We start from the raw sequence: 21,057 nt of genomic DNA on the forward strand, positions 1-21,057 counted from the left end.
ACGGCTCCGACGTGTTCATGGTCGTCACGTTCCAGGAGGGGGAGGAGACCGCAACGGTCGCCGCCGCCCGAGCCTGGGCCGCCGCGAACGGCATTGCCGAGGAGCCGCGCGGCGAGGAGATCGTGAGCGCGAACCTGATCTTCACCGACCCGGCCGACCGCCCCGCATGGGGCGAGCGCCGCCCGGTCGACCGGCCGACTTTCTTCTACGACGCGGCCTGACGAAACGCGAGGCGGGGGCCTGAAAATACCTGGTCAGGCCCCCTTCCCCGCTTTCAAATCAGGCCCAACACTGGTAATATTGAGCTTGTTGGAAGGGGGTGGCACCCCGACCGACACCACCACTCGAAACCCGGAAACCGCAGGAGGACACCATGTCCCGCACCGACCACCACCGCCGTCCCCGCCCGGTCCGCAAGGGCAACCCCACCCGCGTCCTCGGGGTCAACGACCAGGCCGCCGCCCGCGCCGGAATCCTGACGACGGCCGTACGGCTCGACGACGGGAACCCGCAGTACAGCCGGAGCGCGAGCGTGTGGGCGACCAAGCCCGGCACGCGGAAGGCGTACCAGACCGCCACCCACCGGGCGGACCGCGCCGCCGTTCGCGCGGCACTGTCCACCGCCGCGTACCGCCGCGACCCGGCCCGCCGCCAGGCCCTCCGCATGGAGCGCGCCCTTACCCCGGTCACGCGCCGCCGCGTGGACTGGGACATGAGCTGACACCCCGGCCGGGGCGGCGGATGGCACCGCCGCCCCGGCCCCTCGAAACCCGCCCGTTCAGCCAGAGAGAGGCCCCCGATGACCAACGCGACCGCCACCCCCACCATTCACGTCCGCGCAGTCGCCACGACGCCGCTGTACGGGGCCACCTGCGACCGGTGCCCCTCATGGGCCGGGAAGGTCACGGACGACCGCGACGCCCACATGTGGGACGTACGGATGCACGCGGCGACGCACCCGGACCCGACCGCCGGAGCCGTGTGGACGCCCGGCAGCGTCGCGCCCCGCCCCGCGACGCGCGGCCAAGAGGTCGGAGAGGTGCCGATCTACCGCGTGGTCTGCGACGAGTGCCCGCGATACGCGGGAGGCGGAGGCACCGACCGCGACCGGGTGACCGCGTACGCCGAGCTGCACCGGGACGTGCACACGGCCTACCAGCGGATGCGCGCCGAGTTCTTCAGCTCTCAGGCCATTGCCGCCCACCGGGCCGCCGTCCAGGCCGACCCCGGCCGGTGGGCCCACCGCACGTGGTGAGCGCGGCGGCCGCCGCCGAGCGGTAACCGGCGGCGGCCGCGCCGACCACTCCCCGACCGACCCCGCCGCGCGCCTGTCCGTCCGCCAGCCGGCCGCCGGGCGACGGCCGCACGTCTTCAGCGCCCCCCGGCGCGCATCCCGCACTCGGTACCTCTCGGGCCGCGCCCGCGGAACACCCTCTTCACGACAAGGAACCCGATGAACACCACCATGCCCGAAGCCAGTTCCACCAGCCTGCGCATGGCCGTCGAGGCCGCCCGCGCGGCCGCCAAGGCCGCCGCGCACACCGCCGCCCTGATCCTGATCGAGGCGGACGGCGGCCGGGGCAGCATCCACGACGGCTCGCACGAGCAGCACGGCGATACCTGGTGCGTGGTCAGGTCCGCGCACTTCACCGCGCACATCCTGTCCGAGTCGCACGGCGACCGCGCGCACGTCACGCTGACCGGCATCACCCCGGCCGCCTACGAGCAGATGCGGACATGGGCCGAGGACCGCGACGACTGCCGCCACGATCACGGCTGCGTCTGCCTTGACGACCCGTGGCCCACACTCGCCTTCCTCTCCGAGACCACCGAGGAATGCCGGATCGACTACCGCCGCGCCGACGAGGACGAACGCGGCAGCGCCCGCCTGGCGTTCAACCGCATCACCGTCACGCTCTTCTACGAGCCGGTGGCCGTGGTGGACACTCTGCTCCGCATCGCCCGATCCACTCCGGCGGCTGACCCGGAAACGTCCAGGTGAGACGCCCTTTCCGGCTTCCGAATCAGGCTCAATACTGGTAATATTGAGCTTGTTGGAAGGGGGTGGCACCCCGACCGGCACCACCACTCGAAACCCACGCTGGAGGACCCCATGGGCCGAACTATGACCGCTGCCGAGCGCGCTGCCCGAGACGCACTGAAGCCGTACGTGAAGGCCGGGCAGATGCGGCAGAGCGAAGTGAACAAGACCATGCGGGACGGGCTGCCGATCATCGAGCGGGTCATCCGGACCGAGCTTCAGCGGCACGAGTTCGGGAGCACCTTCTACTACGGGACGAAGGTGACCCGGGCCCGCAACGAGTACGAGGCCGCCACGACCGCGACCGCGCGGCACATGAAGCGGGCGAGGCTCGCCACGGCGGAGGTAACGGCAGCGGTCTACAAGGCCGTGCGCGCCGAGTACAAGACCGCCGAGGAGATCGAGCGGGAGGACCGCGAGGCCCCCCTCATGGCCGCCGCTCTGGATGTGGTCAAGGAGGAGGCCGAGCAGGCCGCCACCTCCACCCCGCAGGCACCGCCCGCCGCCGCCTGACGAGCGACCCGGCCGCAGCGCCCCGGCACCCCGCCGGGACGCTGCGGCCCCGCTCGGAACTGACCATCGCGGAGCGCGACCGCGCCGACAGGCCCCAGGCCCCCGGCGCGGCCGCGCCCCACGGTGGTCACTGACCACCACGGGCGACGAACCGTCGCCCGTGGCCGGCACCGTGCGCCGCCACATCCCAGCACCACCTACAGGTGGTGCCCCACCCTGCGAGAGGAACCCCATGACCGACCTGACCAAGCTGCCCCACACCGGGCTTCACGTCCCCCACGGCCGCTACACCCTCGCCGACTTCCAGCAGATGACGACGCCCTGCGGTATCGCCTACAACGCCACCGTCCACGAGGGGAAGCGCTGCGTGGGCGTCATCGAGAATCAGGGCAACGGCGGAGGCACCTGGTTCCGCCCGGCCACCGCCGCCGACCACCGGGCCGTCCACGAGTTCGCCGCCGCCTGCCGCATGGACGGGGAACCGCTGTCCGAGGAGGAGGTACTGGACCACCTCATCACCGAGCACGAGACCGCCCAGGAAGTCGCGAAGTGCGCGCGTCGGCGCGCAAGCCTCATCCGCGGATTCGAGGAGGACGGGTTGCCCGCCGTCACCATCGCCATCGGCAGCCCGCCGGTCTGGCTCGACCGCGCCGACTCTCCGTTCCTGCCCCGGCTCGCCCGCGACCTGAAGGCCAGCGACCCCGACGTAGCTGTCTGGGAATTCTGGACCGGCGACCAGTGGAAGCCGCTCAACCTCCCCGCCGTCACCGACTGAAAACCCCTGCTCAGGGCCCCTTTTTGCTAGGCGATCAGGTCCAAGGCTGGTAATATTGAGCTTGTTGGAAGGGGGTGGCGCCCCGACCAACGCCACCACTCGAAACCCGAACCGGAAGGCATCTGATGCCTGCATACATCGACGACCTCGAAGAGCCCTGCGACGACTGCGGCGCGGACGAAGGGGAGCCCTGCGACCCCGAGTGCGAGCACTACGACGAGGAGCTCCACGGCGGGTACACCCGCGAGATCGAAGCCCCCTCGCAGTACGAGGAGCCCGTCCCGCCCGGCTGGTAGAAGACGGCCCCCACCGGGGCGGCGGATGGCACCGCCGCCCCGGCCCCCTCGAAACCCACACCACGGAGGAACCGTGAAGTTCACGCTGGTCCACATCTTCCCCAACGGCACCGAGAAGCCCGTATCCGTGCCGATGCCCACGGTCGGCAAGGCCGCAGCCCTGGCCGCCCAGTCGCTCCTCGACAACCGGCGCGCGACCAAAGGGCGAAGCGCAGTCGTTCGCGGACTACCTGGCGACCCACATGCACGTCGGCAAGACCCTGACGCACTGGCCGTCCCGGTACGCCGCCCGCATCGAGTGCGCCGAGACGATCGCGGAGCCCGATCCGAGCTCGCTCCGCCTCACCAAGCCCCAGAAGCGCACTTACCTCGGTGTCGAGGCGGAGACCTGGGAAGTCCGCACCGGCGGCCCTCTCTCCCTGCGGACGATCTACCTCCGGTGGACCGCTGACGATCGGCACTGGGTCACCGAAGACCCGGTCATGCTCGAAAACGGGAGCTTCTTCACCGGTGGCGGCCCGCAGCCGCACAAGGCCGGAGACCTCTCCGCCTGGACCATGCGAGGAGACGGCCGCAGGGGCTCCTCCTGCCACATCCTCGTTCCGGATCGACAGCTTCCCCAGGACGCCCCCACGGACCGGCTCCTTCTGCCCGCCAGGTAACCGGCGGGCAAACCCCGGCGGCCCGCCGGAAGAGACCCCCTGACCGAAGTCCGGTCCGCCCTGCCGGGGCGGCGGTTGGCACCGCCGCCCCGGCCCCGCTCGAAACCCGCACCCGACGAGAGGAACACTCCTTGACCACAACGACCACGACCACCACGCCCACCCCGAAGCGCTACGAGCTCGGCACGCGCGACGCCAGCGGCCGCTACCCCGTCACCGTCGGCGGCCGCCCCGCCGGTGACATCCACCGCTTCCACGGAGAGTGGTACGCCCGGCCCCAGGGTCACGCCGAGGAGAGCCGCCACGACGACAAGGACGCCGCCGCCTCGCACCTGGTCGACCTGGTCGACTCCGGCGCCATCGACCCCGCGGCCGCCCCGGCCAAGGCCCCGGCCGCCGGGGTGCAGGGCATCGTCCCGTGGCTGTCCCCGCGCCTGAAGCCGACCCGGCGCAACGTCCTGAGCGCGGGCATCGCGCTCGCCCGCGTCGCCGAACTCGCCTGGCTGCCGGAGGACGAGGACGGCAACGCCACCGGCTACCCGGGATCTGACAACCCGTGGGAGCTGAAGTGCCGGTTGGACGGGAAGGTCGTCGTCCGCTGGTGGTCGCACCTGCGCGGCCGCAACGGCGACAACACCCCCCGGCCGGTGTACCGGCACGAGGGGTGCATCGACTTCGAGGACCAGGCCGGGAAGGTCGCCGCCCTGGTGGGCGAGCCCCCCACCAGTTGCCCCTGCCGGGAGATCAACCACCCGACCACGGCTGAGGACATCGAGAAGCTGCTGGAGCGCGCCGAGCGCGCCCGCAAGGCCGACGACGTCGAGACCCTGCGGCCGCTGCTGACGCAGCTGCTCGGACCCTGCCCCGCCAGCAGCGCCCGCGCCGAGTCCATGAAGACCTTCCTGCCCAAGCCCAAGTCCAAGAACTGACCGACCCCGACCAGGTGGGGCGGCGGCCGCGCCGCCGCCCCACCGCCCCAACGGAGAGGAGCGCGATGCCGCGCGTCACCCGCCAGCACACCGTCGCCCACCACCTGGTCCAGGGCGGCCTTATTGACCTGAAGCTCACCGAGGCCGCGCAGAAGAAGGACCGCCCCGGCCTCTACCGCGATGACGGGTTTTCCGTCCGCAGCTACCACGCGCCGGACGGCACCCTGCTCACGGTGGCCGGCGCCTACGGGCCGGACTGGGTCATGACCCGGGCCGAGATCCGCAACCGGCTCGAACAGCCCTACATCCGGTACACCGTCACCGACGACGCCCCCGGCCTGGCCGACCACGAGCAGCTCGTCCGCTGGGCCACCGGCGAGGAACTCCAGGCCCGCAAGCGGACCGCGGCCGCGCGCCAGGCCCCGCTCGTCGCCCAACTGCGCCGCCAGCAGAACGAACAGGACGCCCAGGACGCCGGACAGTCGGCCCTGTTCTGACCCCCCGGGCCGGGCTCGCGCCACACCCGGCGCAGGTCCGGCCCCTCCGCTCCCAGCGCCGGCGCCGGAGCCCTGCGCCCGAGGAATGGCCACAGCTAAAACGCCTGCTCAAGGGCCCCATTCCGCTAGACGATCAGGTTCAAGACTGGTAATATTGAGTGTGTTGGAAGGGGGTGGCACCCCGACCAACGCCACCACTCGAAACCCGTACGAACGAAAGGCAATACCCCGTGACTGAAACCCCTGAGAAGGGCGTCATCACCATCACCCACACCCGGGCGGAGGGCACGATTCTCACCGGCTCCAGCAAGGGTGACGGCATCTTCGAGATCGTCCGCGATCACAACTTCTGGTTCTCCCGGAACGTGGACGGCCTGTTCCTCAAGCGCTCCCGCGACAGGGAGGGCCAGACCTGGCGGATCAACGCGGCGGCCGAAGCTCTCCGGGCGGCTGGCCATGAGGTGACCGTCGAAATCGACGAGGACACCCGGCGGTCCTTCGCCGAGGCCGAGGCCGACCGCGAGGAACGCGCAGCGGAGAGGGCCGACCGGTTCGGCGGCCGCGCGGGCCGGGCCGCCGCCTCGGCGGACGCTCGGCGAGCGGCCGCCGATCAGCTCTCGAAGCGGTTCGAGTTCGGGCAGCCGATCCTGGTCGGTCACCACAGCGAGGGCCGCGCCCGCCGCGATGCCGCCCGGATCGACGCGAACATGAGGGCTTCGTTCGAGGACCGGGACCGTGCGGGGTACTGGTCGAACCGGGCCCAGGCATCGGAGAGCTACACCCAGCACCGCAATGACCCGTACCGCACACTGCGGCGCCTGGAGAAGCTGCGCGCCGACCTGCGCGCCCAGGAGCGGCACCTTGCGGCCGCGACCGCAGCGGGCCGGGACGGGGCCCGGCACGCCCGGCTCATCGAGGAGATGACCGAGGAGATCACCCACTGGGAGGACGTCGTCGAGAAGGCCAAGGCCGAAGGCGTGAAGGTCTGGGGCCCGGAAGACTTCACCGCAGGCGACTTCGTCCGGACCGGCGGCTCCTGGCACGAGGTGATCCGCGTCAACCCCAAGACGCTGTCGATCGCGTGGAACCTGCGACTCGCCCCGAAGCAGGTCATGACGCGGGAGGACGCCACCGTGCCCGGCTACCGCCTCGGCACCTTCACCGTGGACTACACGACCGTACGGGGCCGTTGCCCCGGTGAGGTGATGCGCGCTTTCCTCGCCGACGGGAAGGTCCCCGGCACCAAGACCGCGCACGAGGCTTCCGAGAAGCTGCCGGCGGGCGCGGTCCGGGCGGCCGAGGCCGCGAAGTCGAAGGCGAAGAAGCGCAGCGACCCGAAGATTCCCAAGCGTGTCAGGGTCGAGTGCGCCCCGGACCGCACCGCGGCCACCCTGACGTTCCTGACCGGGCGCAGCCAGCCGCACAAGGACTTCGAGCCGGTGACCCTCACGCCCCCGGAGGGCGAGAAGTTCACTGAGACCATCTGGGCGAACACGCTGCGGACCGCGGCGGCCGAGTACCTGGCCGAGCGCGGTTTCCGGTTCCGAGAGGCGGGGTGGAGCGGCGAGTCGATCCAGGGTGCCAGCCGAGCTATTGAGGAGATCCCGGCGGCCGGAGCCCGCGCCTGAAGCGGTCGAGGACAAGAAGCGAGCTGAGCAGGCCCCGGCCGTCGAAGGGCAGTCCGTCCCGGCGGAGACGTGCCCCATGTGTCACTCCGGCCAGTGGAACCCGCAGGCGCGCGTTTGCGGGCACTGCCACCACAACCCGGCGGCGACGCCGACGCCCGCGCCGGCCCCCGCTGCGGGAGTGCAGGACTGGCAGGAGGGCATGGCCATGGTGTTCATCGTCTCGAAGAACACCCGACGGGCCCGTAAGCGGGCCCTGTGGGCGATGACCCGGCGAGAGGCGCAAGCCGTGTGCGGCGACTCCCGTACGTCGGGCCGCTCGTACATGCTCACCTGGTCCGACCGCCCCGGCGACGAGGGGACCGACTGGGAATGGGTGCCGGACAACGGCAGCCTTGACCCGGTCCTCGAAGACCTGGGCATCACCCCGCGCCGCGAGTGGACCGCCGCCCGGGAGGCCGTGGCCGCCGCCACGGCGTAGCCGGTACAGCCGGGGCCCGACCGCCGAGACCGGCGGCCGGGCCCCGGCAAACCCGTGCAGACCAGCGACCCCCCACCCTTGGGAATCAGGGTTAAAGCTGGTATTATTAAATCTGTTGGAAGGGGGTGGCACCCCGACCGGCACCACCACTCGAAACCCGTCACCGGAGGCATATCCGTGAGCACCTCAGCCGAGCAGACGACCGCACGCCCCGCCGGCATCGCCCAGCGCTTCGCCGATGTCGTGATCAACCTGGTCCGCTTCCTCGGCCCCGACCCGTCCGCCATCGTCCGCAAGGGCCGCCCGCAGAACTGACCCACTCACCCCCGGGGCGGCGGATGGCACCGCCGCCCCGGCCCAGCTCGAAACCCGACCCCGAACGAAGGGAACCCGTGCTCACCCTCGACCACCAGACCGCCGCCGCGATCTTCGCCGCCGCAGCCGCCAGCCCGAACTGGCTGCGTACCAACCTCGGCCAGCAGGTCCGCGTGTCCCACGGCAGTGACGCCTACTACGTCGAGATCGACCCCAGCGGCCGCTACTTCGCGCAGATCACCGCGTGGGAGGGCTACGGCGGCACCGAGGACGTCCGAGGCGCCAACGCCACCCACGACCAGCACCGGGCCCTAGTCGCCCAGGCGAACACCCACGCACCGTAGACCGCCCCGCCGGGGCGGCGGATGGCACCGCCGCCCCGGCCCCACTCGAAACCCGTCCCGAAACGAGGAGGACCCACAACCCATGACCCACCCTGCTCCGTACACCTTCGACCCCAGCAACCTGACCCAGGCCGTGGACGAGGCCCGCGACCGGGTCCACCGCGCCGAGGCGCGTATGGCCCGCGTCGCCTGCGCGCTCATCGCCGCATCGGTCCGCGACATCCTCACCGACTACGACCCCGACCCCGCCGCACCGTTCGACGCCGCGACCTTCCGGCTCACGGTGAACCAGCACCAGCGGGTGATCACCGATGGCACCTACTGGACCGCGTCCGGCGAGGAACGCCGCATCACCGACCACCTCGACCTCTTCGGCCTGGCCGAGTGGACCACCGAACTCGACCACTACAACCGCGCAGTGTGGGAGCCCCTGTGCCAGCACGAGGGCAAGGAAGGCGACTCGACGCACTACCGGCTCGACCTCGCCCAGGCCGCCGTCCTCCCCGCCGAGATCCAGAACAGCGCCCGGGTCACCGAGATCCGTGACCGACTGGCCGCGTCGACCCGCGGGCCCTGGTCCAGCGAGGAGTTCGTCTACAACCGCGACGGCGGACTCGTCAGCGCCGGTGACCCCGACGCCGTGCACACCGACTTCGTCGTCTCGGACGCCGACGACATCCGGGTGGCCGAGATCGCCGTCAACCACGACGGACCCGAGGACACGGAGACCCCCGAGGAGGACATCGCCGCCACCCGGGCCAACGCCGACCTGATCGCCCGCGCCCCCGAGGACCTGGCGTTCCTGGTCGCCTACCTGGCCCACGTCTGCGGAGGCGAGGACGCCGAGGCCGCCCACCTGCGCGGGTACTGCGGCCACTGCGGCACCGCCCTCTACACCTCCGCCCTGGAGCAGACCCCGGCACCGCTGGACAGCACCGAGTGCCTCAGCCGCCGCCTGCCCGGCGGCCGCACCCTCCAGCTCCAGCACGTCCTGCGCACCTGACCCGCACCGGGGGCGGCGGTTGGCACCGCCGCCCCCGGCCCGCTCGAACCCCGACCGCACGAGGAGGAACCGTGCCCGGCACCCGCTACGCGCCCGACAGCGTCCTGATCCCCACCACCCCCGGGGCCCTCCTGGAGTGGGCCGCCGCGCACATCGCGCGCGTGGGGATCTACCAGAGCCGACACAGCCTGTTCTCCGGCCCCGGCCGACTCATCAACCGGCGGTGCTCCGTCGGCGGCGCCGTCGACATCGCCGCCGGCCGCGACCGCATGACCCCCGACCGCACGTACGACATGGACGCCATCGGCGCCGTCCTCGAAGAGGCGTACCGCGTCCTGGCCGACCACCTGAACGGTGCCCCCGTCCAGACCCCCGAGGGTGCCGACCCGAAGAAGTGGCGCCGGGTGATCGTCCACCAGTGGAGCCTGGCCCCCCACCGCACCGCACAGGAGGCGGCCGCCGCGCTGCGCGAGGCGGCCGAGTTCGCCGACGCCGCGCACCGTCTCTTCTGAACGCCCCCTGCCCGGGGCGGCGGTTGGCACCGCCGCCCCGGGCTCTCTCGAAACCCGAACCCACCCGAGGAGATCCCGACCGTGCACGCCAGCACCCTTTCCGCCGCCGACCTGCCCCAGCCCCGTGCCGAGGCCCGCGAGGACCTCGCGCCGCCCGCCGTCGGCCGCCCCGTGGTGGTCATCCCGTGCAGCGCCGGTAAAAGGCCCCTGCCCGACGGGGTCGACGAGCTCCCTGCCGCTCAGCTCTACACAGGCCCGTACTTCGCGAAATGCCTCGCGGCCGCCCACGCCATTCCTGGCGGATGGGTCGTCATCGTCAGCGCCGAGTACGGGCTGATCACTCCGGACACCCCGATCCGCCCGTACGAGAAGCGGCTGGACCCGCGGGCCGTCGCCCACGACAAGCACCGCGCCCAAGGCAGCCGCCATGGGCCGGGCCCTGCTGCACGCGCCCGAGGTGATCGCGCTCGCCGGCAGGGACTACGCCAACGCCGCGGCGGCCGTCTGGCCCCATCTTCTGCGCCCCCTTGCCGGGGCCGGCATCGGCACCCAGCTCCAGCGGCTCACCCGCATCGCCGTGGCCCGCGACCCGCGGGCCGCCGCCCTGGCCTACGCCGCCCAGGCCGCCGGGCGGTAACCGGCGCGGCCGCGCCGACACCTGCGAGGTCGCTTCCCGCCGCGCGCCTGCCCGATGGGGATCGCGCCGCCAGCGACGGCCGCACCCGAAGTCCCTCAACCCGGCGCGCAGCAATCCCTCCCCGCGCCGTCGTCCGCCAGCGGAGCAAGGGGCCGCCCACGCAACCAACTGAACCTCTACGACAAGGACCGATCGATGACCGAGACCGAGGCGGGGGGAGCCGACCCCGCAGACCTGCCTTCGGGTCGCCCGCGAGGCGGCCGAACTCGCTGTTGCTGCGGCCGACGAGGCGATGAACGCCGTGTGCCGCAGCCGCTCCGGCAATGCCGCCCGCCTGGAGCAGGTCATGCACGTGACGCACCGGGAGGCCAGAGAGGCCGAGGGATACGCCGCGCGGGCACAGCAGTGGGCGGCCGACCCGGAGATGCCGGACAGCGCGCTGAACTACTGCGCCCGCGGCGCCGTCGACCATGCCGTGCGAGCCCAGGCCGCGGCCGGGGTCGAGGTGACGGCCGCCGCGCTGCGGACCGCGCTGGAGCGCAAGCTCACGCCCCAGGAGCACGCCGAGCGGGAGAGCCAGCGGCGCCGCGAGGAGGCGGAGCAGGAGGCGGCCGAGCGGGCCGCCACCGGCATGGACAGCGAGAACCGCCACCTGGCCGCGACGAACGTCTACCTCGCCCAGGGCATCGTGCCCGCGCTCGGTTGGACCGCCGGGCACGTGCGGGTGCTGGAGGCCGCGGAGACCGGCCGCCTGTACTGGCTCGACGGGAAGGCCCGGAAGGCTGCCGAGCACGGAGTGTGGAGCGGCGGACGCCGGATCAGCCGGGAGCGGGCGCAGGACCTGCGCGCCGCCGGCTTCCTTGTCGCCGTCGACGCAGCCGACGGCGTCAGCGTGCTCGCGCTCACCCCGATGGGCCAGGTCGCGCTGGAGCTCGCACGGCTGTGCCCGGCGGGCCTGCACGAGAGCGACAAGGCGGCGTACGAGGCCCGCTACGCCCGTGTCGCGAAGCGGTACAAGCGCATGGACGACAAGAAGGCCGCCGCCCGCCGCCTCCCGGCACTGGCCGGCGGCACTGTGTGCCGCTACCGGCGCCCGGTGACGCTCGTCGAGCAGGAGGCCCGCGCCGTACGCGAGGCTGCCGAGCAGTGGGAGGACGAGGGCGGCTACTGCCCCGGCGTCGAGACGCCCCGACCGGCACCCGGTGCCCACACGGCACCCGCCCGCGCAGCCGCAGTCACCGCGAACCTTCCCGCGCAGGCACCGCAGGGCCAAGCCCTGCGGTGGCCGTTCGCCTCGGACGCCGACCGCAAGCCGCAGGCGCAGAACGCCGCCGGAGTTTCGCCAGCGCGGGACGAAGCCACTTCAGCGCAGCCGCGTTCCAGAGGCCGCCAGCGGACCAGAGTGACGGCAGGCGCCGCCCCTCGACGTACGCGCGGAGCGAGTGCCGGCTGGGGGCAGGAGACCTTGTTCTGACCTGGAACGGACCCAGGACCCGGGGCGCCTACTTCGGGCGCGCAGCATTCTCCTCGGCACCCGACTTCCCACGCATGGCCCAAGTACGGTATTTTTTTCAATGTTGGCTAGGGTGGCACCTGGCCGGCACCACCTGCTGCACCTCGAAACCCTTACCTACAGGAGCACCACACTCATGATTCCCAACGGCGTCACCCCTGCCGACGACCAGATCGCGGCCGACATCTTCGGCGTCAGCGTCGGCTACTGGCAGGACACCAAGCACTGGGAGGAGATCCGCGGCCTGAAGCTCCTCAACCGCGAGGGCAGCCGCCGGCGCCTCTACTCCAAGGAGCAGCTGCTGGCCGCGCGCACGGAGGAGGAGCGGGCCAAGGCCGTCAACGAGCAGCCGCGGTACGACCTCCCCCCGGTGCCGACCGAGGAGCACCCCGGCGACCTGCTCGACCTGGAGGAGTCCCTCTACGCACTCCCCGAGGACAAGCGCGTCACGCTGCCCACATGGAAGGGCTACCGCTACGGCACCAAGACGCGCCTCCCTGACCCCGACTTCAACCTCGGTGGCAAGGAGGTGGACGGCGAGGTCGTCGGCGGAGAGGACTTCTGGCGCCGGCAGACCATCCTCGACTGGGCTGCCGACCGCCGCGGTCGCGGCAACCCCAAGGGACGTCCGGCCGGCCGGAAGGAATCGCAGTCCCGCCCGCCGAACCCGCAGGCCGAGGAGCGCAAGGAGCGGGCCCGCCAGCTGCTCGTCGAGCACCCCACCACCCTCACCGCGAAGATGCTTGGCGAGGACCTCGGAGTGCACCCGGTCCACGCCGAGCGACTCCTGCGGGCCGCTCGTCTGGACAAGGTCATCAGTCTGCTGAAGACCAACCCGGACCTGACCGCCGAGGACGTCCAGCGAGAGACTGGTCTGCACGTCACCTCGCACGCCCGCAAGCTGCTCGACGAGGCCCGCCAGGCCGGCACCGACGCGCAGTGAACCCCGCCCGTCCAGCCCTGGCAGGATGAAGATCGCCGGAGCGGGACGAGCGGGGGAGCGGCAGCGTGAGCAGGGACACCGAGCGAGCACTGGACTACGTCGCCGAACGCAGCATCCTTGTGCCGCACGGGTGTCGGCTGTGGACCAGGAGCCTTACCACGGACGGCTACGCGAAGGCAGTCGTCACCGAGGCCGGACGCGAACGGACCGTACGGGTGCACCGGTGGCTGATGGAGCAGGTGCACGGCCCGCTTCCCGCACGCGCGATCACCGCGCATAGCTGCAACGAATCGCTGTGCGTCCACATCGACCACCTGTCGAGCGCGACGCAGCGCACGAACATGAGGCAGATGGCCGACCAGGGCCGTGCGGCCGGCCGGGCTCACCTCGGCTACGCCGACACCCGCGGCTCCCTGGGGCGAGCACAGGCCCTCCAGGCCGCACTCCGCGAGGGGCTCGACCTGGACGCGCTGGCCGCCGCGATGCTGGAGGGCGAAGCACGTCCGCTCGTCCGCAAAGCACTGGCCGGAGGGTACGACGCGGAGGCGTACCTTGCCGCCGTTCGTGCGTCCGACCCGAGTGCCGCGATGGTCCCGCTCTTCTCTGCGGACCACAGCGTCGCCGCTCCGGACGTGGAGGACGACGGACAGATGTCGTTGTTCTGACCGGTCCGCACGTGCAACGCGTAGGGCCCCGGCCCGGGATGGAAAACCATCCCGGGCCGGGGCCCTACGCGTTGGTGCGTCCTCAGCCCGCCGACCCTGGCGGAAGGGTCGCGTCCCGGAGGTTCTCCGGTGAGCCTTCCTGAGCCGGCACCGCAGGCGATCCACCAGGAGGCGGGAAGTCGTACGACTCCGCTGCCGCGGCCGTCTCTGTCGAGGGGGCCGCAGCGTCTGGCTCGTCGGCGGACGGCGCTGACGGAGCGGCCGCATCGCCCGTCGTCGCGGGGGCGGCGGCCGTCGCGGTGACGTCGTCGGCGGGATTCTCGGCGAGCGCTGCCACCGTCTGCTCGAACGACCTCTTCGCCGCACGGACCTGACCGACCGACATGCCCAGCCGCTCGGAAGCCTCCTGGGCGTGAATCTCCGTGTCGAGCATCTCCACCACGAGCGCGTCGAGCCTCTGCCGCTTCTCGCCCAGTTGACTATCCCGCTCCTCACGGAGCTTGGCGACGCGGCGCTCAGTCTCCTCGTCGAAGTCGTCGATCTCTTCCAGAATCAGGATCGCTGACTCGGCGATGCGAAGACGCTCGGCCTCCAGCTCCCGGAACCGCGCCGCCTTCTCCCGCGCGGCCTCCCTCGCCAGCACTGCCTTCGACCTGCGTTGCGGCTTCTGCGTCATGTGCTGCTGCACCTCCGTGTCGTGTGACTGCTCGGCTCATTCTGCCTGCCGCGGTCCGCCTTCCCATGGCCGCCCACTCAGGCGCCCCCGCGTGGCGGAGCCGAGAGCCTTTCCTGGGCGATGCGGCCGAAGATGCACCCGCACCGCCGATGACGGGACAAGTGGATGCCGGAACGTCAGCGGGCCCAAGCCTCCACGGCACCGCATGTGTCCGTGCGCCAATCCTGGCGGAAGGGTGCACGCCGCGCCGCAGGCGCGAGGTGCTCTGTCGCGCCGGCCGCGCGAGCCAGCCCGGTGCAGCGGGCCGTGCGGCACCACGGCCCGTGACGATACGGGGCGGTGATGCGGGGGAGTGCACGCGCCGCCGCACCGGCTCCGCCGGTGCGGCGGCGCCGGGGTGCGGCGGCCGGGTGCACCGGCGACGCTGGAAGTACCGCATGTGAAGGAGGGCGGGCCAATGCGGAGCAACTGCACCGCGGCCGCACCGACATCGTCGGTGCGGCCGCATCCACCTGCACGGAGCGAGCGCATGGGCCCGCACGTCGGTAGTGCACCTACGACGCACCGCCGCGAGAGCCACGAGCGGCAAAGCGCTGCGGGAGCGATACGCCACGTCGTCTCGGCTCAGCACCTGACGCGTCCACAGGTGACGCTCCAGGTACGCCTTTCCACAGCCATGTCCGGAGGACCTGACTATGGAAAGCCGCCAGACGAAGTCTGTGACCGTCCTGCTCTTTCAGCACGTCGCCGTCCAGCCTCACCGTGATCGTCGCAAGCTCCTCCACGTCTCGTCTGAACGCGCAACGCGCTTCAAGATCATTACGGTCACACCTCTTGCATTATGAATGTCCCAGGTAAGATCCACCGCATGATGACCGTCCACAAGCTCAGCGCTGGGGACGGGTATGCCTACTACATCAGCGAAACCGTGAGCGCCGACCAGCAGCGCGAACGGGGTCAAGAGCTGGGCGATTACTACACCGCCAGCGGCAATCCGCCCGGCCTCTGGATGGGCTCCGGCATCGAGGCGCTGGGCGTCTCAGGCAACGTCAGCGAAGCGCAGATGAAGGCCCTTTACGGTGAGGGCCTCCACCCGGATGCGGACCGCATCATCGCCGAGCGCATCGCCGCCGGAGACACGAGGAAGCAGGCGATGCGGGCCGCGAAGCTGGGCCGCAAGTACATGACGTTCGTCGAGAAGGACACCCCGTTCGGGCGCAAGCTCAACGAGGAACTGGAGACCTTCGAGCGGCTGCACCACCGGGAGCCGAACGCGAAGGAGCGGGCGGAGCTCCGCGGTAAGGCCGGGGCCGTGCACTTCCGTTCCGAGCACGGGCGCAGCCCTGCATCGAAGGAGGAACTGGGCCGGTTCATCAAGGAGCAGGAGAGCGGCAAGCAGCGCAATGCGGTCGCCGGATACGACCTGGTTTTCAGTGCACCGAAGTCCGTCAGCGTCCTCTGGGGACTCGGAGATGACGGCGTGCGCAAGCTGGTCGAGCAGGCCCACGTGCAGGCCCTCACCGAGACCCTGGAGTGGCTGGAGCAGAAGGCCGCGATGACCCGCACGGGCACCAACGGCATCGCCCAGGAGGACATCGCCGGCGGGCTCATCGCGACGCGGTTCCGGCACTACAGCAACCGCCTCGGACAGGCCATGCTCCACGACCACCTCGTGGTCAGTAACAAGGTTCAGGGGCGTGACGGCAAGTGGCGGGCCCTGGACGGACAACTGCTGTTCATGCAGGGCGTGGCCGCCAGCGAGCTCTACAACCAGCGCGTCGTCGAGGGCGTGTGCGAGCGTCTCGGCCTGCGCGCCGAAGCCCGCGAAGTGACACCCGGAAAGCGTCCCGTCATGGAGATCGCAGGTATCGGCCTGGACCTGATGGAAGCTCACTCCGGCCGGGCCATCTCCATCAAGGAGCGCACCGCCGAGCTGGTCGAGGAGTACCGCGAGCGGCACGGCTACGAGCCGTCGTCCAAGGCCCTGCTCGCCATCACACAGCAGGCAACACTGGACACGAGGCCGGACAAGGAAGCGGCCAAGCCGCTGTCCGACCTCCGCGACGACTGGCGCCAGCAGGCCATCGAAGCGTTCGGCTCCGCACGGATCGACGGCCTGCTCGAAACCGCCCGAGCGGCGGCCGCCCAGGCCCGGCCCAGTGCCGATGCCGTGCCGCATCTCGACATCGAAAAGGCCGCGCGGGAGGTCCTGGAAACCGTCTCCGACCACCGCAGCGTGTGGGGTCGCAGGCAGGTGCTCGCCGAGGCCCGACGCTGGGTTCTCCAGGCCACCACAGGCGCCGCACCCGGCGGTGATCTGGCCGACCGGATCACGGACCGGGTCCTGGGAACCCAGAGCATCGACATCACCCCGCCGGACCTGAACCCGACGTTCGCGCCGCTCACCCGGGACGACGGCAGCAGCATCTACCGGCGCCGCGAGAGCGAGCTCTACACGAGCGCCGCAGTCCTCGCGGCCGAGGACCGGATCGTCGCAGCCGCCCGCACACGAGTGATTCCCGCCGTGTCCAGCGAGGTGTACGCGGCGGTCGAAGCGGCATACCAGGAAGCCAACCCGAACCGCCGCCTGGACGCCGGACAGCGCGCCCTCGCCCGGACCTTCGCGACGTCCGAGCTTCTCGTCGCGGCAGGCATCGGACCCGCCGGCGCGGGCAAGACGACCGCCATGAAGGTGGCCGCCGACGCGGTACGCGCCAGCGGCGGCCGCGTCATCGGCATGGGCCCCTCGGCCCGCGCCGCCGCAGAGCTTTCCGCCGGTCTGGAGGCGCCCGCATTCGTGGTGCACGACTGGCTCGGTGCACGCGAGCGCGCCCAGGCGGGCAAGCGCATCGGACCCGAATACGCCCTCGGCTCCGGAGACGTCATCATCGTCGACGAGGCGGGCATGGCGGGCAGCAAGCGTCTGGCCGCCGTCATCGCGGAAGCCGAACGTGCGGGCGCGCTCGTGCGCCTGATCGGTGACCCCTTCCAGCTCTCCGCCGTGGAGAGTGGCGGCGCACTGCGCCTCCTGGCGAACACCACCGACGTGGTCGAGCTGGAGAGCGTGCACCGCTTCCGCACGCCCGGAGAAGCCGCCGCATCTCTGACCCTGCGCAACGGGGAGCCCGACACCGCTTGGACCTGGTACCTGGACAACAGCCGTGTTGTAGCCGGCACCCGGGAACAGATGATCCACCAGATTTTCGCGGACTGGCAGGGCGACGTCGAGGCCGGTCGAACCGCCCTGATGATGGCCGACGACAACGCCAGTGTCGCCGAGCTGAACGCGCTCGCCCAGGCATACCGGATGGGCGCCGGACAGCTCGACACGAGCCGCGCCGTGGCCGTCCGCGAGGGTGTCGAAGCCCACCGCGGCGACCTTGTCGTCACCAGGAAGAACGCCCGCACCAACCTGCTCAGGAGCGGGAAGGACTTCGTCAAGAACGGTGATCAGTGGATGATCACCAGAGTCCTGGACAACGGGGATGTCGAGGTCCGCCACACCGACCACGGCGGGCGCACCGTGCTGCCCGCCGACTACGTCGGCAAGTACGTCGAGCTGGGCTACGCGAGCACCGGCCACCGCGGCCAAGGCGCCACCGTCGACACCGGCAGCGGCCTCCTCACCCGCCGCACCGCCCGTGAGTCGGCGTACGTCCAGACCACCCGGGGACGCCAGGAGAACCGCCTCTACATCGTGCTCGACGAGGGCATGACGATGCGCGACGTGCTCGACACCATCGCCCGCAACAGCCAGGCGTCCGTGTCCGCCACCGAGGCCATTCGCGCCGAGCAGGACCGTGCTTGGGGCATCGGCCAGCTGTCCGCCGAGTACACCGACGTGCACGCCCGCGCCCTGTCCCTGCGCTACCAGAGCATGGCCCGCAACGTCCTCGGGTTCGGGGCCGAGTCGATCATTGCTGAGGACGCCTGGCCCGCTGTCGAGCGCGCGCTGCGCGACGCCGAGCGGGCCGGATTCGCGCCCGAACGCATCCTCTCCACGGCCTTCTACGAGCGGGATTTCGCGGACGCCGAGGACAACGCCGCCGTACTGAGCTGGCGCATCGACAACCACGTGGCGGAGGCCCGCGACACCCTGCGCCGCCTGGAGGAGCAGGGCGTCAGCCGCCCGCTGAAGGACCTCACCGACGCGCAGCTGGACAGCCTCGCGGAGCGCGCCGGTGAACGCCGTACCCAGGCCCTGGACGAGCTGCACCGCGCAGACGCCCGGGTAGACAGCCAGCCCCGCCCGGTCGTCGTCGACGGCCTGCCGGCTCCGGCCTGGCCCGGCCGGGAGCACGGCGATCTCACCCGCACGCAGCTCTCCCAAGCCATCGCCCAGGCGCGTCGTGACGGGCGGATGGCTGGCCGGGAAGGCGACCGGGAGGAGGCCCGTGCGGCAGCCCTTCGACTGGGTGCGCTGAAGGACGAGCAGCGCCTTCGCTCCTCAATGGACTGGCGCGACCGCGCCCGCGAGGAGTGGCAGCGCGAGCCCGGCGTCGGTCACGCGCACACCGCCGGCATGGACGGCGAGACCGTCGCCGCCGAAATGCGGACCAACCTTCATGCCCAGGACGAGGCACACCAGAAGCTGGACCGCGCCCAGGTCGTCGACCAGCGCGTACAGGCCGAACAGCGCCTGCGCCGACTCCTGCCCGACGGCCCCGCGCCGACCCCGGACAACACCGGGCCGCTGCCGGAGTGGCTGACCCCGCGCGAAGTCGAGCGCGACCAGCACACCCCCATGGCCTGGCTGGAGCACCTGGACGCCCGCCGCCAGGTCATCGACGCCCGCCTGGCGCAGACCGGCCAGGCCCTGGCCGCCGATCCGCCCGCATGGGCCAAGGCCCTGGGACCGGTCCCGTCGCCCGGCACCGAACTGCGTGAGCAGTGGGAGAGGACCGCCGCTCTCGCGGACGCGTGGAGGACTCAGCGTCAGCTGCGCGACTCCGAGAACGGCATCGGAGGCCAGCCCGTCGGCGGCCGGGACGCGGACGCCTGGCAGGTCCTTCACGACCAGGTCGCCGAGGTCGGACGCCGGGCCCGTGCTACCGAGGCCGCCGCCCGCCGAGGCGAAGCACTCGCCGACACCTGGACCGCCCCGGACACCACCACTGCCCGGGACACGAGCCCTGCGCCTGCGCCCGTCGCGGTCGTTGAGGAAAGCATCGAGTCGACGGAGAACGTCATGGAGGAAGGGGAGGACCTGGCCCTCGCGCCCGAGCCGGAACAGGCAGTCCAGCCGGAGGCCGTACAAGCCCGTGAGGACGAGCAGCTCCCCGAGCCTGCCGCCGAGGTGGACCGCGAGGACGTCGCCGAGGCAGTGGTCGAGCCTGCCGTCGACGAAGCACAGGCCGTTGAGGACGAGCCTGTTGAGGCGACTCGTGAGGACGAGCAGCTCCCCGAGCCTGCCGCCGAGGTGGACCGCGAGGACGTCGCCGAGGCAGCGGTCGAGCCTGCCGTCGACGAAACACAGGCCGTTGAGGACGAGCAGCTCCCCGAGCCTGCCGTCGAGGACGAACTGGTCGAGTCGGCCGACGACGTCGAGATGCCCGCGACCGCCGAGAGGGCCGAGGAGGCAGAGCCCGCGCGGCCCGAGGACACGCACGCCGAACCGCCGGCGCCGGAACTCACCGCTCCCGAGGAAGAGCCTCAGCACGTCGCCCCCGCGTCCGACGCGGAGGAGATCCGTGCCGACGACGACCAGGCAACCACCGAGGACCCCCAGCGCAGGGACGAGGAGGACCAGGAGGAAGCAGCCCCGGCCGTCGCCGCATGGGAGACGCGACCGTACGGCACCCTGTCCGACTCCTCGCTCTCCGAGGCCCTGGCCCAGACCGTCGAGGCTGCGGAAGCCGCCCAGGAACAGGCCGCCGCTCAAGAGGCACGCGCCGCGGAGCTCCTCGCCGCCATCGCACCCGGTGGCCCGGTGGAGCAGAACGTCAACGAGCGCGCCGAACGCGTCCAGGCCATCCAGGACCTGCGGGCGGCAGCGGGCCGTCTGGAACAGCTGAGCCGCCAGGCGGAGCAGCAGCGCGACCAGATGCGCGGCATCGAGGCCCGGCTGGAGGAGAAGAACCGGCTGGGCAGGCCCGCAGTGCGCGGCGACGAGCGGCAGCAGATGGAGACGAGCCTCAGCCAGCTGCGTACTGCGTCCGCGGACACGAACACCGAGATCGAGAACACCCGCCGCCAGGAGGAGGACAGCCGCCGGACAGCGGGCAACCCGGCCGAGCACGACAGGGTCCTGGCCGACTGGGAGAAGGCGGGAGGATCGCGGGAGGCGGTGCTGGAACGCACGGCGGCCGCGCGCCAGCGCCGCGCGGAGAACGCACTCGCGGAAGCCGGCACGGCCCGGAACCGCGTGGGCCAGCTCGACGGTGCCGCCGCGCAGCTCCGACAGGAGATGAACCTGCGCGACGGCCAGCCGTACACGCAGCGCGTCGCCGAGGACGCCCAGCGCATCCAGGTACAGCAGCAGGCCATGGCCGCCGAGCAGCAGCGTCAGCAACAGCAGCAGGGACCGCAGATGCCGGGGCCGGACCAGGGGCCGAGCCGGGGCACCCCAAAGGCGTAGCCGGACGTAGAGCGGCGCCCCACCGAACTTCGGTGGGGCGCCGCTCTACGTGG

Annotated in this window: 22 protein-coding genes and 1 pseudogene; 22 read left to right on the top strand and 1 reads right to left on the bottom strand. The window is 71.7% G+C overall.

All coding sequences use genetic code 11. The annotated features are described in order from the left end of the window. Positions 1 to 17 precede the first annotated feature (17 nt). The 21 genes and pseudogenes from OG306_RS40165 (at position 18) to OG306_RS40265 (ending at position 13,751) form a co-directional block, all read left to right on the top strand. The gene (locus tag OG306_RS40165; protein WP_432762257.1) at positions 18 to 221 is read left to right on the top strand and encodes a hypothetical protein; all 204 of its coding nucleotides are present in this window, start codon (positions 18 to 20) and stop codon (positions 219 to 221) included. Between the two features lie 152 nt (positions 222 to 373). Beyond that, the gene (locus OG306_RS40170; RefSeq protein WP_331720800.1) at positions 374 to 721 is read left to right on the top strand and encodes a hypothetical protein; all 348 of its coding nucleotides are present in this window, start codon (positions 374 to 376) and stop codon (positions 719 to 721) included. A gap of 78 nt (positions 722 to 799) precedes the next feature. Beyond that, positions 800 to 1,255: a hypothetical protein gene (locus OG306_RS40175; RefSeq protein ID WP_331720801.1), complete on the top strand. Its 456-nt coding sequence runs from the start codon at positions 800 to 802 to the stop codon at positions 1,253 to 1,255. A gap of 198 nt (positions 1,256 to 1,453) precedes the next feature. Continuing rightward, positions 1,454 to 2,002 (top strand): hypothetical protein, encoded by a 549-nt coding sequence (locus tag OG306_RS40180; protein WP_331720802.1) that lies wholly within the window; start codon positions 1,454 to 1,456, stop codon positions 2,000 to 2,002. A gap of 111 nt (positions 2,003 to 2,113) precedes the next feature. Next, positions 2,114 to 2,554: a hypothetical protein gene (locus OG306_RS40185; RefSeq protein ID WP_371666320.1), complete on the top strand. Its 441-nt coding sequence runs from the start codon at positions 2,114 to 2,116 to the stop codon at positions 2,552 to 2,554. A 232-nt stretch (positions 2,555 to 2,786) separates the two neighbouring features. Further along, on the top strand, positions 2,787 to 3,329 hold the full coding sequence (locus tag OG306_RS40190; protein ID WP_331720804.1) for a hypothetical protein: 543 nt from the start codon (positions 2,787 to 2,789) through the stop codon (positions 3,327 to 3,329). A gap of 125 nt (positions 3,330 to 3,454) precedes the next feature. Continuing rightward, complete coding sequence (locus OG306_RS40195; protein ID WP_331720805.1) at positions 3,455 to 3,625, top strand: hypothetical protein; 171 nt, start codon at positions 3,455 to 3,457, stop codon at positions 3,623 to 3,625. 242 nt (positions 3,626 to 3,867) lie between these two features. Then, complete coding sequence (locus OG306_RS40200; protein WP_331720806.1) at positions 3,868 to 4,287, top strand: hypothetical protein; 420 nt, start codon at positions 3,868 to 3,870, stop codon at positions 4,285 to 4,287. A gap of 131 nt (positions 4,288 to 4,418) precedes the next feature. Next, positions 4,419 to 5,216 carry a hypothetical protein gene (locus OG306_RS40205; protein WP_331720807.1) on the top strand — a complete coding sequence of 266 codons (798 nt, stop codon included), beginning with the start codon at positions 4,419 to 4,421 and terminating at the stop codon, positions 5,214 to 5,216. A gap of 65 nt (positions 5,217 to 5,281) precedes the next feature. Beyond that, positions 5,282 to 5,713 carry a hypothetical protein gene (locus OG306_RS40210; RefSeq protein WP_331720808.1) on the top strand — a complete coding sequence of 144 codons (432 nt, stop codon included), beginning with the start codon at positions 5,282 to 5,284 and terminating at the stop codon, positions 5,711 to 5,713. A gap of 230 nt (positions 5,714 to 5,943) precedes the next feature. After that, a complete protein-coding gene (locus OG306_RS40215; protein WP_331720809.1) occupies positions 5,944 to 7,341 on the top strand; it encodes a DUF3560 domain-containing protein in 1,398 nt (465 codons plus the stop codon). 178 nt (positions 7,342 to 7,519) lie between these two features. Next, a complete protein-coding gene (locus OG306_RS40220; protein ID WP_371666321.1) occupies positions 7,520 to 7,819 on the top strand; it encodes a hypothetical protein in 300 nt (99 codons plus the stop codon). 177 nt (positions 7,820 to 7,996) lie between these two features. After that, positions 7,997 to 8,134 (top strand): hypothetical protein, encoded by a 138-nt coding sequence (locus OG306_RS40225; RefSeq protein WP_331720811.1) that lies wholly within the window; start codon positions 7,997 to 7,999, stop codon positions 8,132 to 8,134. Between the two features lie 77 nt (positions 8,135 to 8,211). Continuing rightward, on the top strand, positions 8,212 to 8,478 hold the full coding sequence (locus OG306_RS40230) for a hypothetical protein (protein WP_331720812.1): 267 nt from the start codon (positions 8,212 to 8,214) through the stop codon (positions 8,476 to 8,478). 82 nt (positions 8,479 to 8,560) lie between these two features. Further along, on the top strand, positions 8,561 to 9,481 hold the full coding sequence (locus OG306_RS40235; protein ID WP_331720813.1) for a hypothetical protein: 921 nt from the start codon (positions 8,561 to 8,563) through the stop codon (positions 9,479 to 9,481). A gap of 71 nt (positions 9,482 to 9,552) precedes the next feature. Then, positions 9,553 to 9,993, top strand: coding sequence for a DUF6197 family protein (locus OG306_RS40240; protein WP_331720814.1), 441 nt, complete (start codon positions 9,553 to 9,555; stop codon positions 9,991 to 9,993). Between the two features lie 174 nt (positions 9,994 to 10,167). Continuing rightward, a pseudogene (locus OG306_RS40245) lies at positions 10,168 to 10,317 on the top strand (DUF6884 domain-containing protein); the annotation flags it as partial. A 103-nt stretch (positions 10,318 to 10,420) separates the two neighbouring features. Continuing rightward, on the top strand, positions 10,421 to 10,630 hold the full coding sequence (locus OG306_RS40250; RefSeq protein ID WP_331720933.1) for a hypothetical protein: 210 nt from the start codon (positions 10,421 to 10,423) through the stop codon (positions 10,628 to 10,630). Positions 10,631 to 10,922: 292 nt separating this feature from the next. Then, entirely contained in the window at positions 10,923 to 12,104 is a 1,182-nt protein-coding gene (locus OG306_RS40255; RefSeq protein WP_331720815.1) for a hypothetical protein, read from the top strand. A 175-nt stretch (positions 12,105 to 12,279) separates the two neighbouring features. Beyond that, positions 12,280 to 13,086, top strand: coding sequence for a hypothetical protein (locus OG306_RS40260; protein ID WP_331720816.1), 807 nt, complete (start codon positions 12,280 to 12,282; stop codon positions 13,084 to 13,086). Positions 13,087 to 13,151: 65 nt separating this feature from the next. After that, positions 13,152 to 13,751, top strand: coding sequence for an HNH endonuclease (locus OG306_RS40265; RefSeq protein WP_331720817.1), 600 nt, complete (start codon positions 13,152 to 13,154; stop codon positions 13,749 to 13,751). 82 nt (positions 13,752 to 13,833) lie between these two features. Here the strand turns inward: OG306_RS40265 and OG306_RS40270 are convergent, their stop codons facing one another. Then, entirely contained in the window at positions 13,834 to 14,427 is a 594-nt protein-coding gene (locus OG306_RS40270; protein WP_331720818.1) for a hypothetical protein, read from the bottom strand. 868 nt (positions 14,428 to 15,295) lie between these two features. Between OG306_RS40270 and mobF the strand changes: the two genes are divergently transcribed. Next, positions 15,296 to 21,004: a MobF family relaxase gene (gene mobF / locus OG306_RS40275; RefSeq protein WP_371666322.1), complete on the top strand. Its 5,709-nt coding sequence runs from the start codon at positions 15,296 to 15,298 to the stop codon at positions 21,002 to 21,004. Positions 21,005 to 21,057: the final 53 nt, after the last annotated feature.

The sequence above is a fragment of the Streptomyces sp. NBC_01241 genome (assembly GCF_041435435.1).
Taxonomy (GTDB): domain Bacteria; phylum Actinomycetota; class Actinomycetes; order Streptomycetales; family Streptomycetaceae; genus Streptomyces.

Coding starts and splice junctions, on each gene's coding strand:
- OG306_RS40210 (WP_331720808.1), top strand. CDS start 5,282: ATGCCGCGCGTCACCCGCCAGCACACCGTCGCCCACCACCTGGTCCAG.
- OG306_RS40200 (WP_331720806.1), top strand. CDS start 3,868: ATGCACGTCGGCAAGACCCTGACGCACTGGCCGTCCCGGTACGCCGCC.
- OG306_RS40165 (WP_432762257.1), top strand. CDS start 18: ATGGTCGTCACGTTCCAGGAGGGGGAGGAGACCGCAACGGTCGCCGCC.
- OG306_RS40260 (WP_331720816.1), top strand. CDS start 12,280: ATGATTCCCAACGGCGTCACCCCTGCCGACGACCAGATCGCGGCCGAC.
- OG306_RS40175 (WP_331720801.1), top strand. CDS start 800: ATGACCAACGCGACCGCCACCCCCACCATTCACGTCCGCGCAGTCGCC.
- OG306_RS40180 (WP_331720802.1), top strand. CDS start 1,454: ATGAACACCACCATGCCCGAAGCCAGTTCCACCAGCCTGCGCATGGCC.
- OG306_RS40185 (WP_371666320.1), top strand. CDS start 2,114: ATGGGCCGAACTATGACCGCTGCCGAGCGCGCTGCCCGAGACGCACTG.
- OG306_RS40250 (WP_331720933.1), top strand. CDS start 10,421: ATGGGCCGGGCCCTGCTGCACGCGCCCGAGGTGATCGCGCTCGCCGGC.
- mobF (WP_371666322.1), top strand. CDS start 15,296: ATGATGACCGTCCACAAGCTCAGCGCTGGGGACGGGTATGCCTACTAC.
- OG306_RS40255 (WP_331720815.1), top strand. CDS start 10,923: ATGAACGCCGTGTGCCGCAGCCGCTCCGGCAATGCCGCCCGCCTGGAG.
- OG306_RS40195 (WP_331720805.1), top strand. CDS start 3,455: ATGCCTGCATACATCGACGACCTCGAAGAGCCCTGCGACGACTGCGGC.
- OG306_RS40170 (WP_331720800.1), top strand. CDS start 374: ATGTCCCGCACCGACCACCACCGCCGTCCCCGCCCGGTCCGCAAGGGC.
- OG306_RS40190 (WP_331720804.1), top strand. CDS start 2,787: ATGACCGACCTGACCAAGCTGCCCCACACCGGGCTTCACGTCCCCCAC.
- OG306_RS40270 (WP_331720818.1), bottom strand. CDS start 14,427: ATGACGCAGAAGCCGCAACGCAGGTCGAAGGCAGTGCTGGCGAGGGAG.
- OG306_RS40235 (WP_331720813.1), top strand. CDS start 8,561: ATGACCCACCCTGCTCCGTACACCTTCGACCCCAGCAACCTGACCCAG.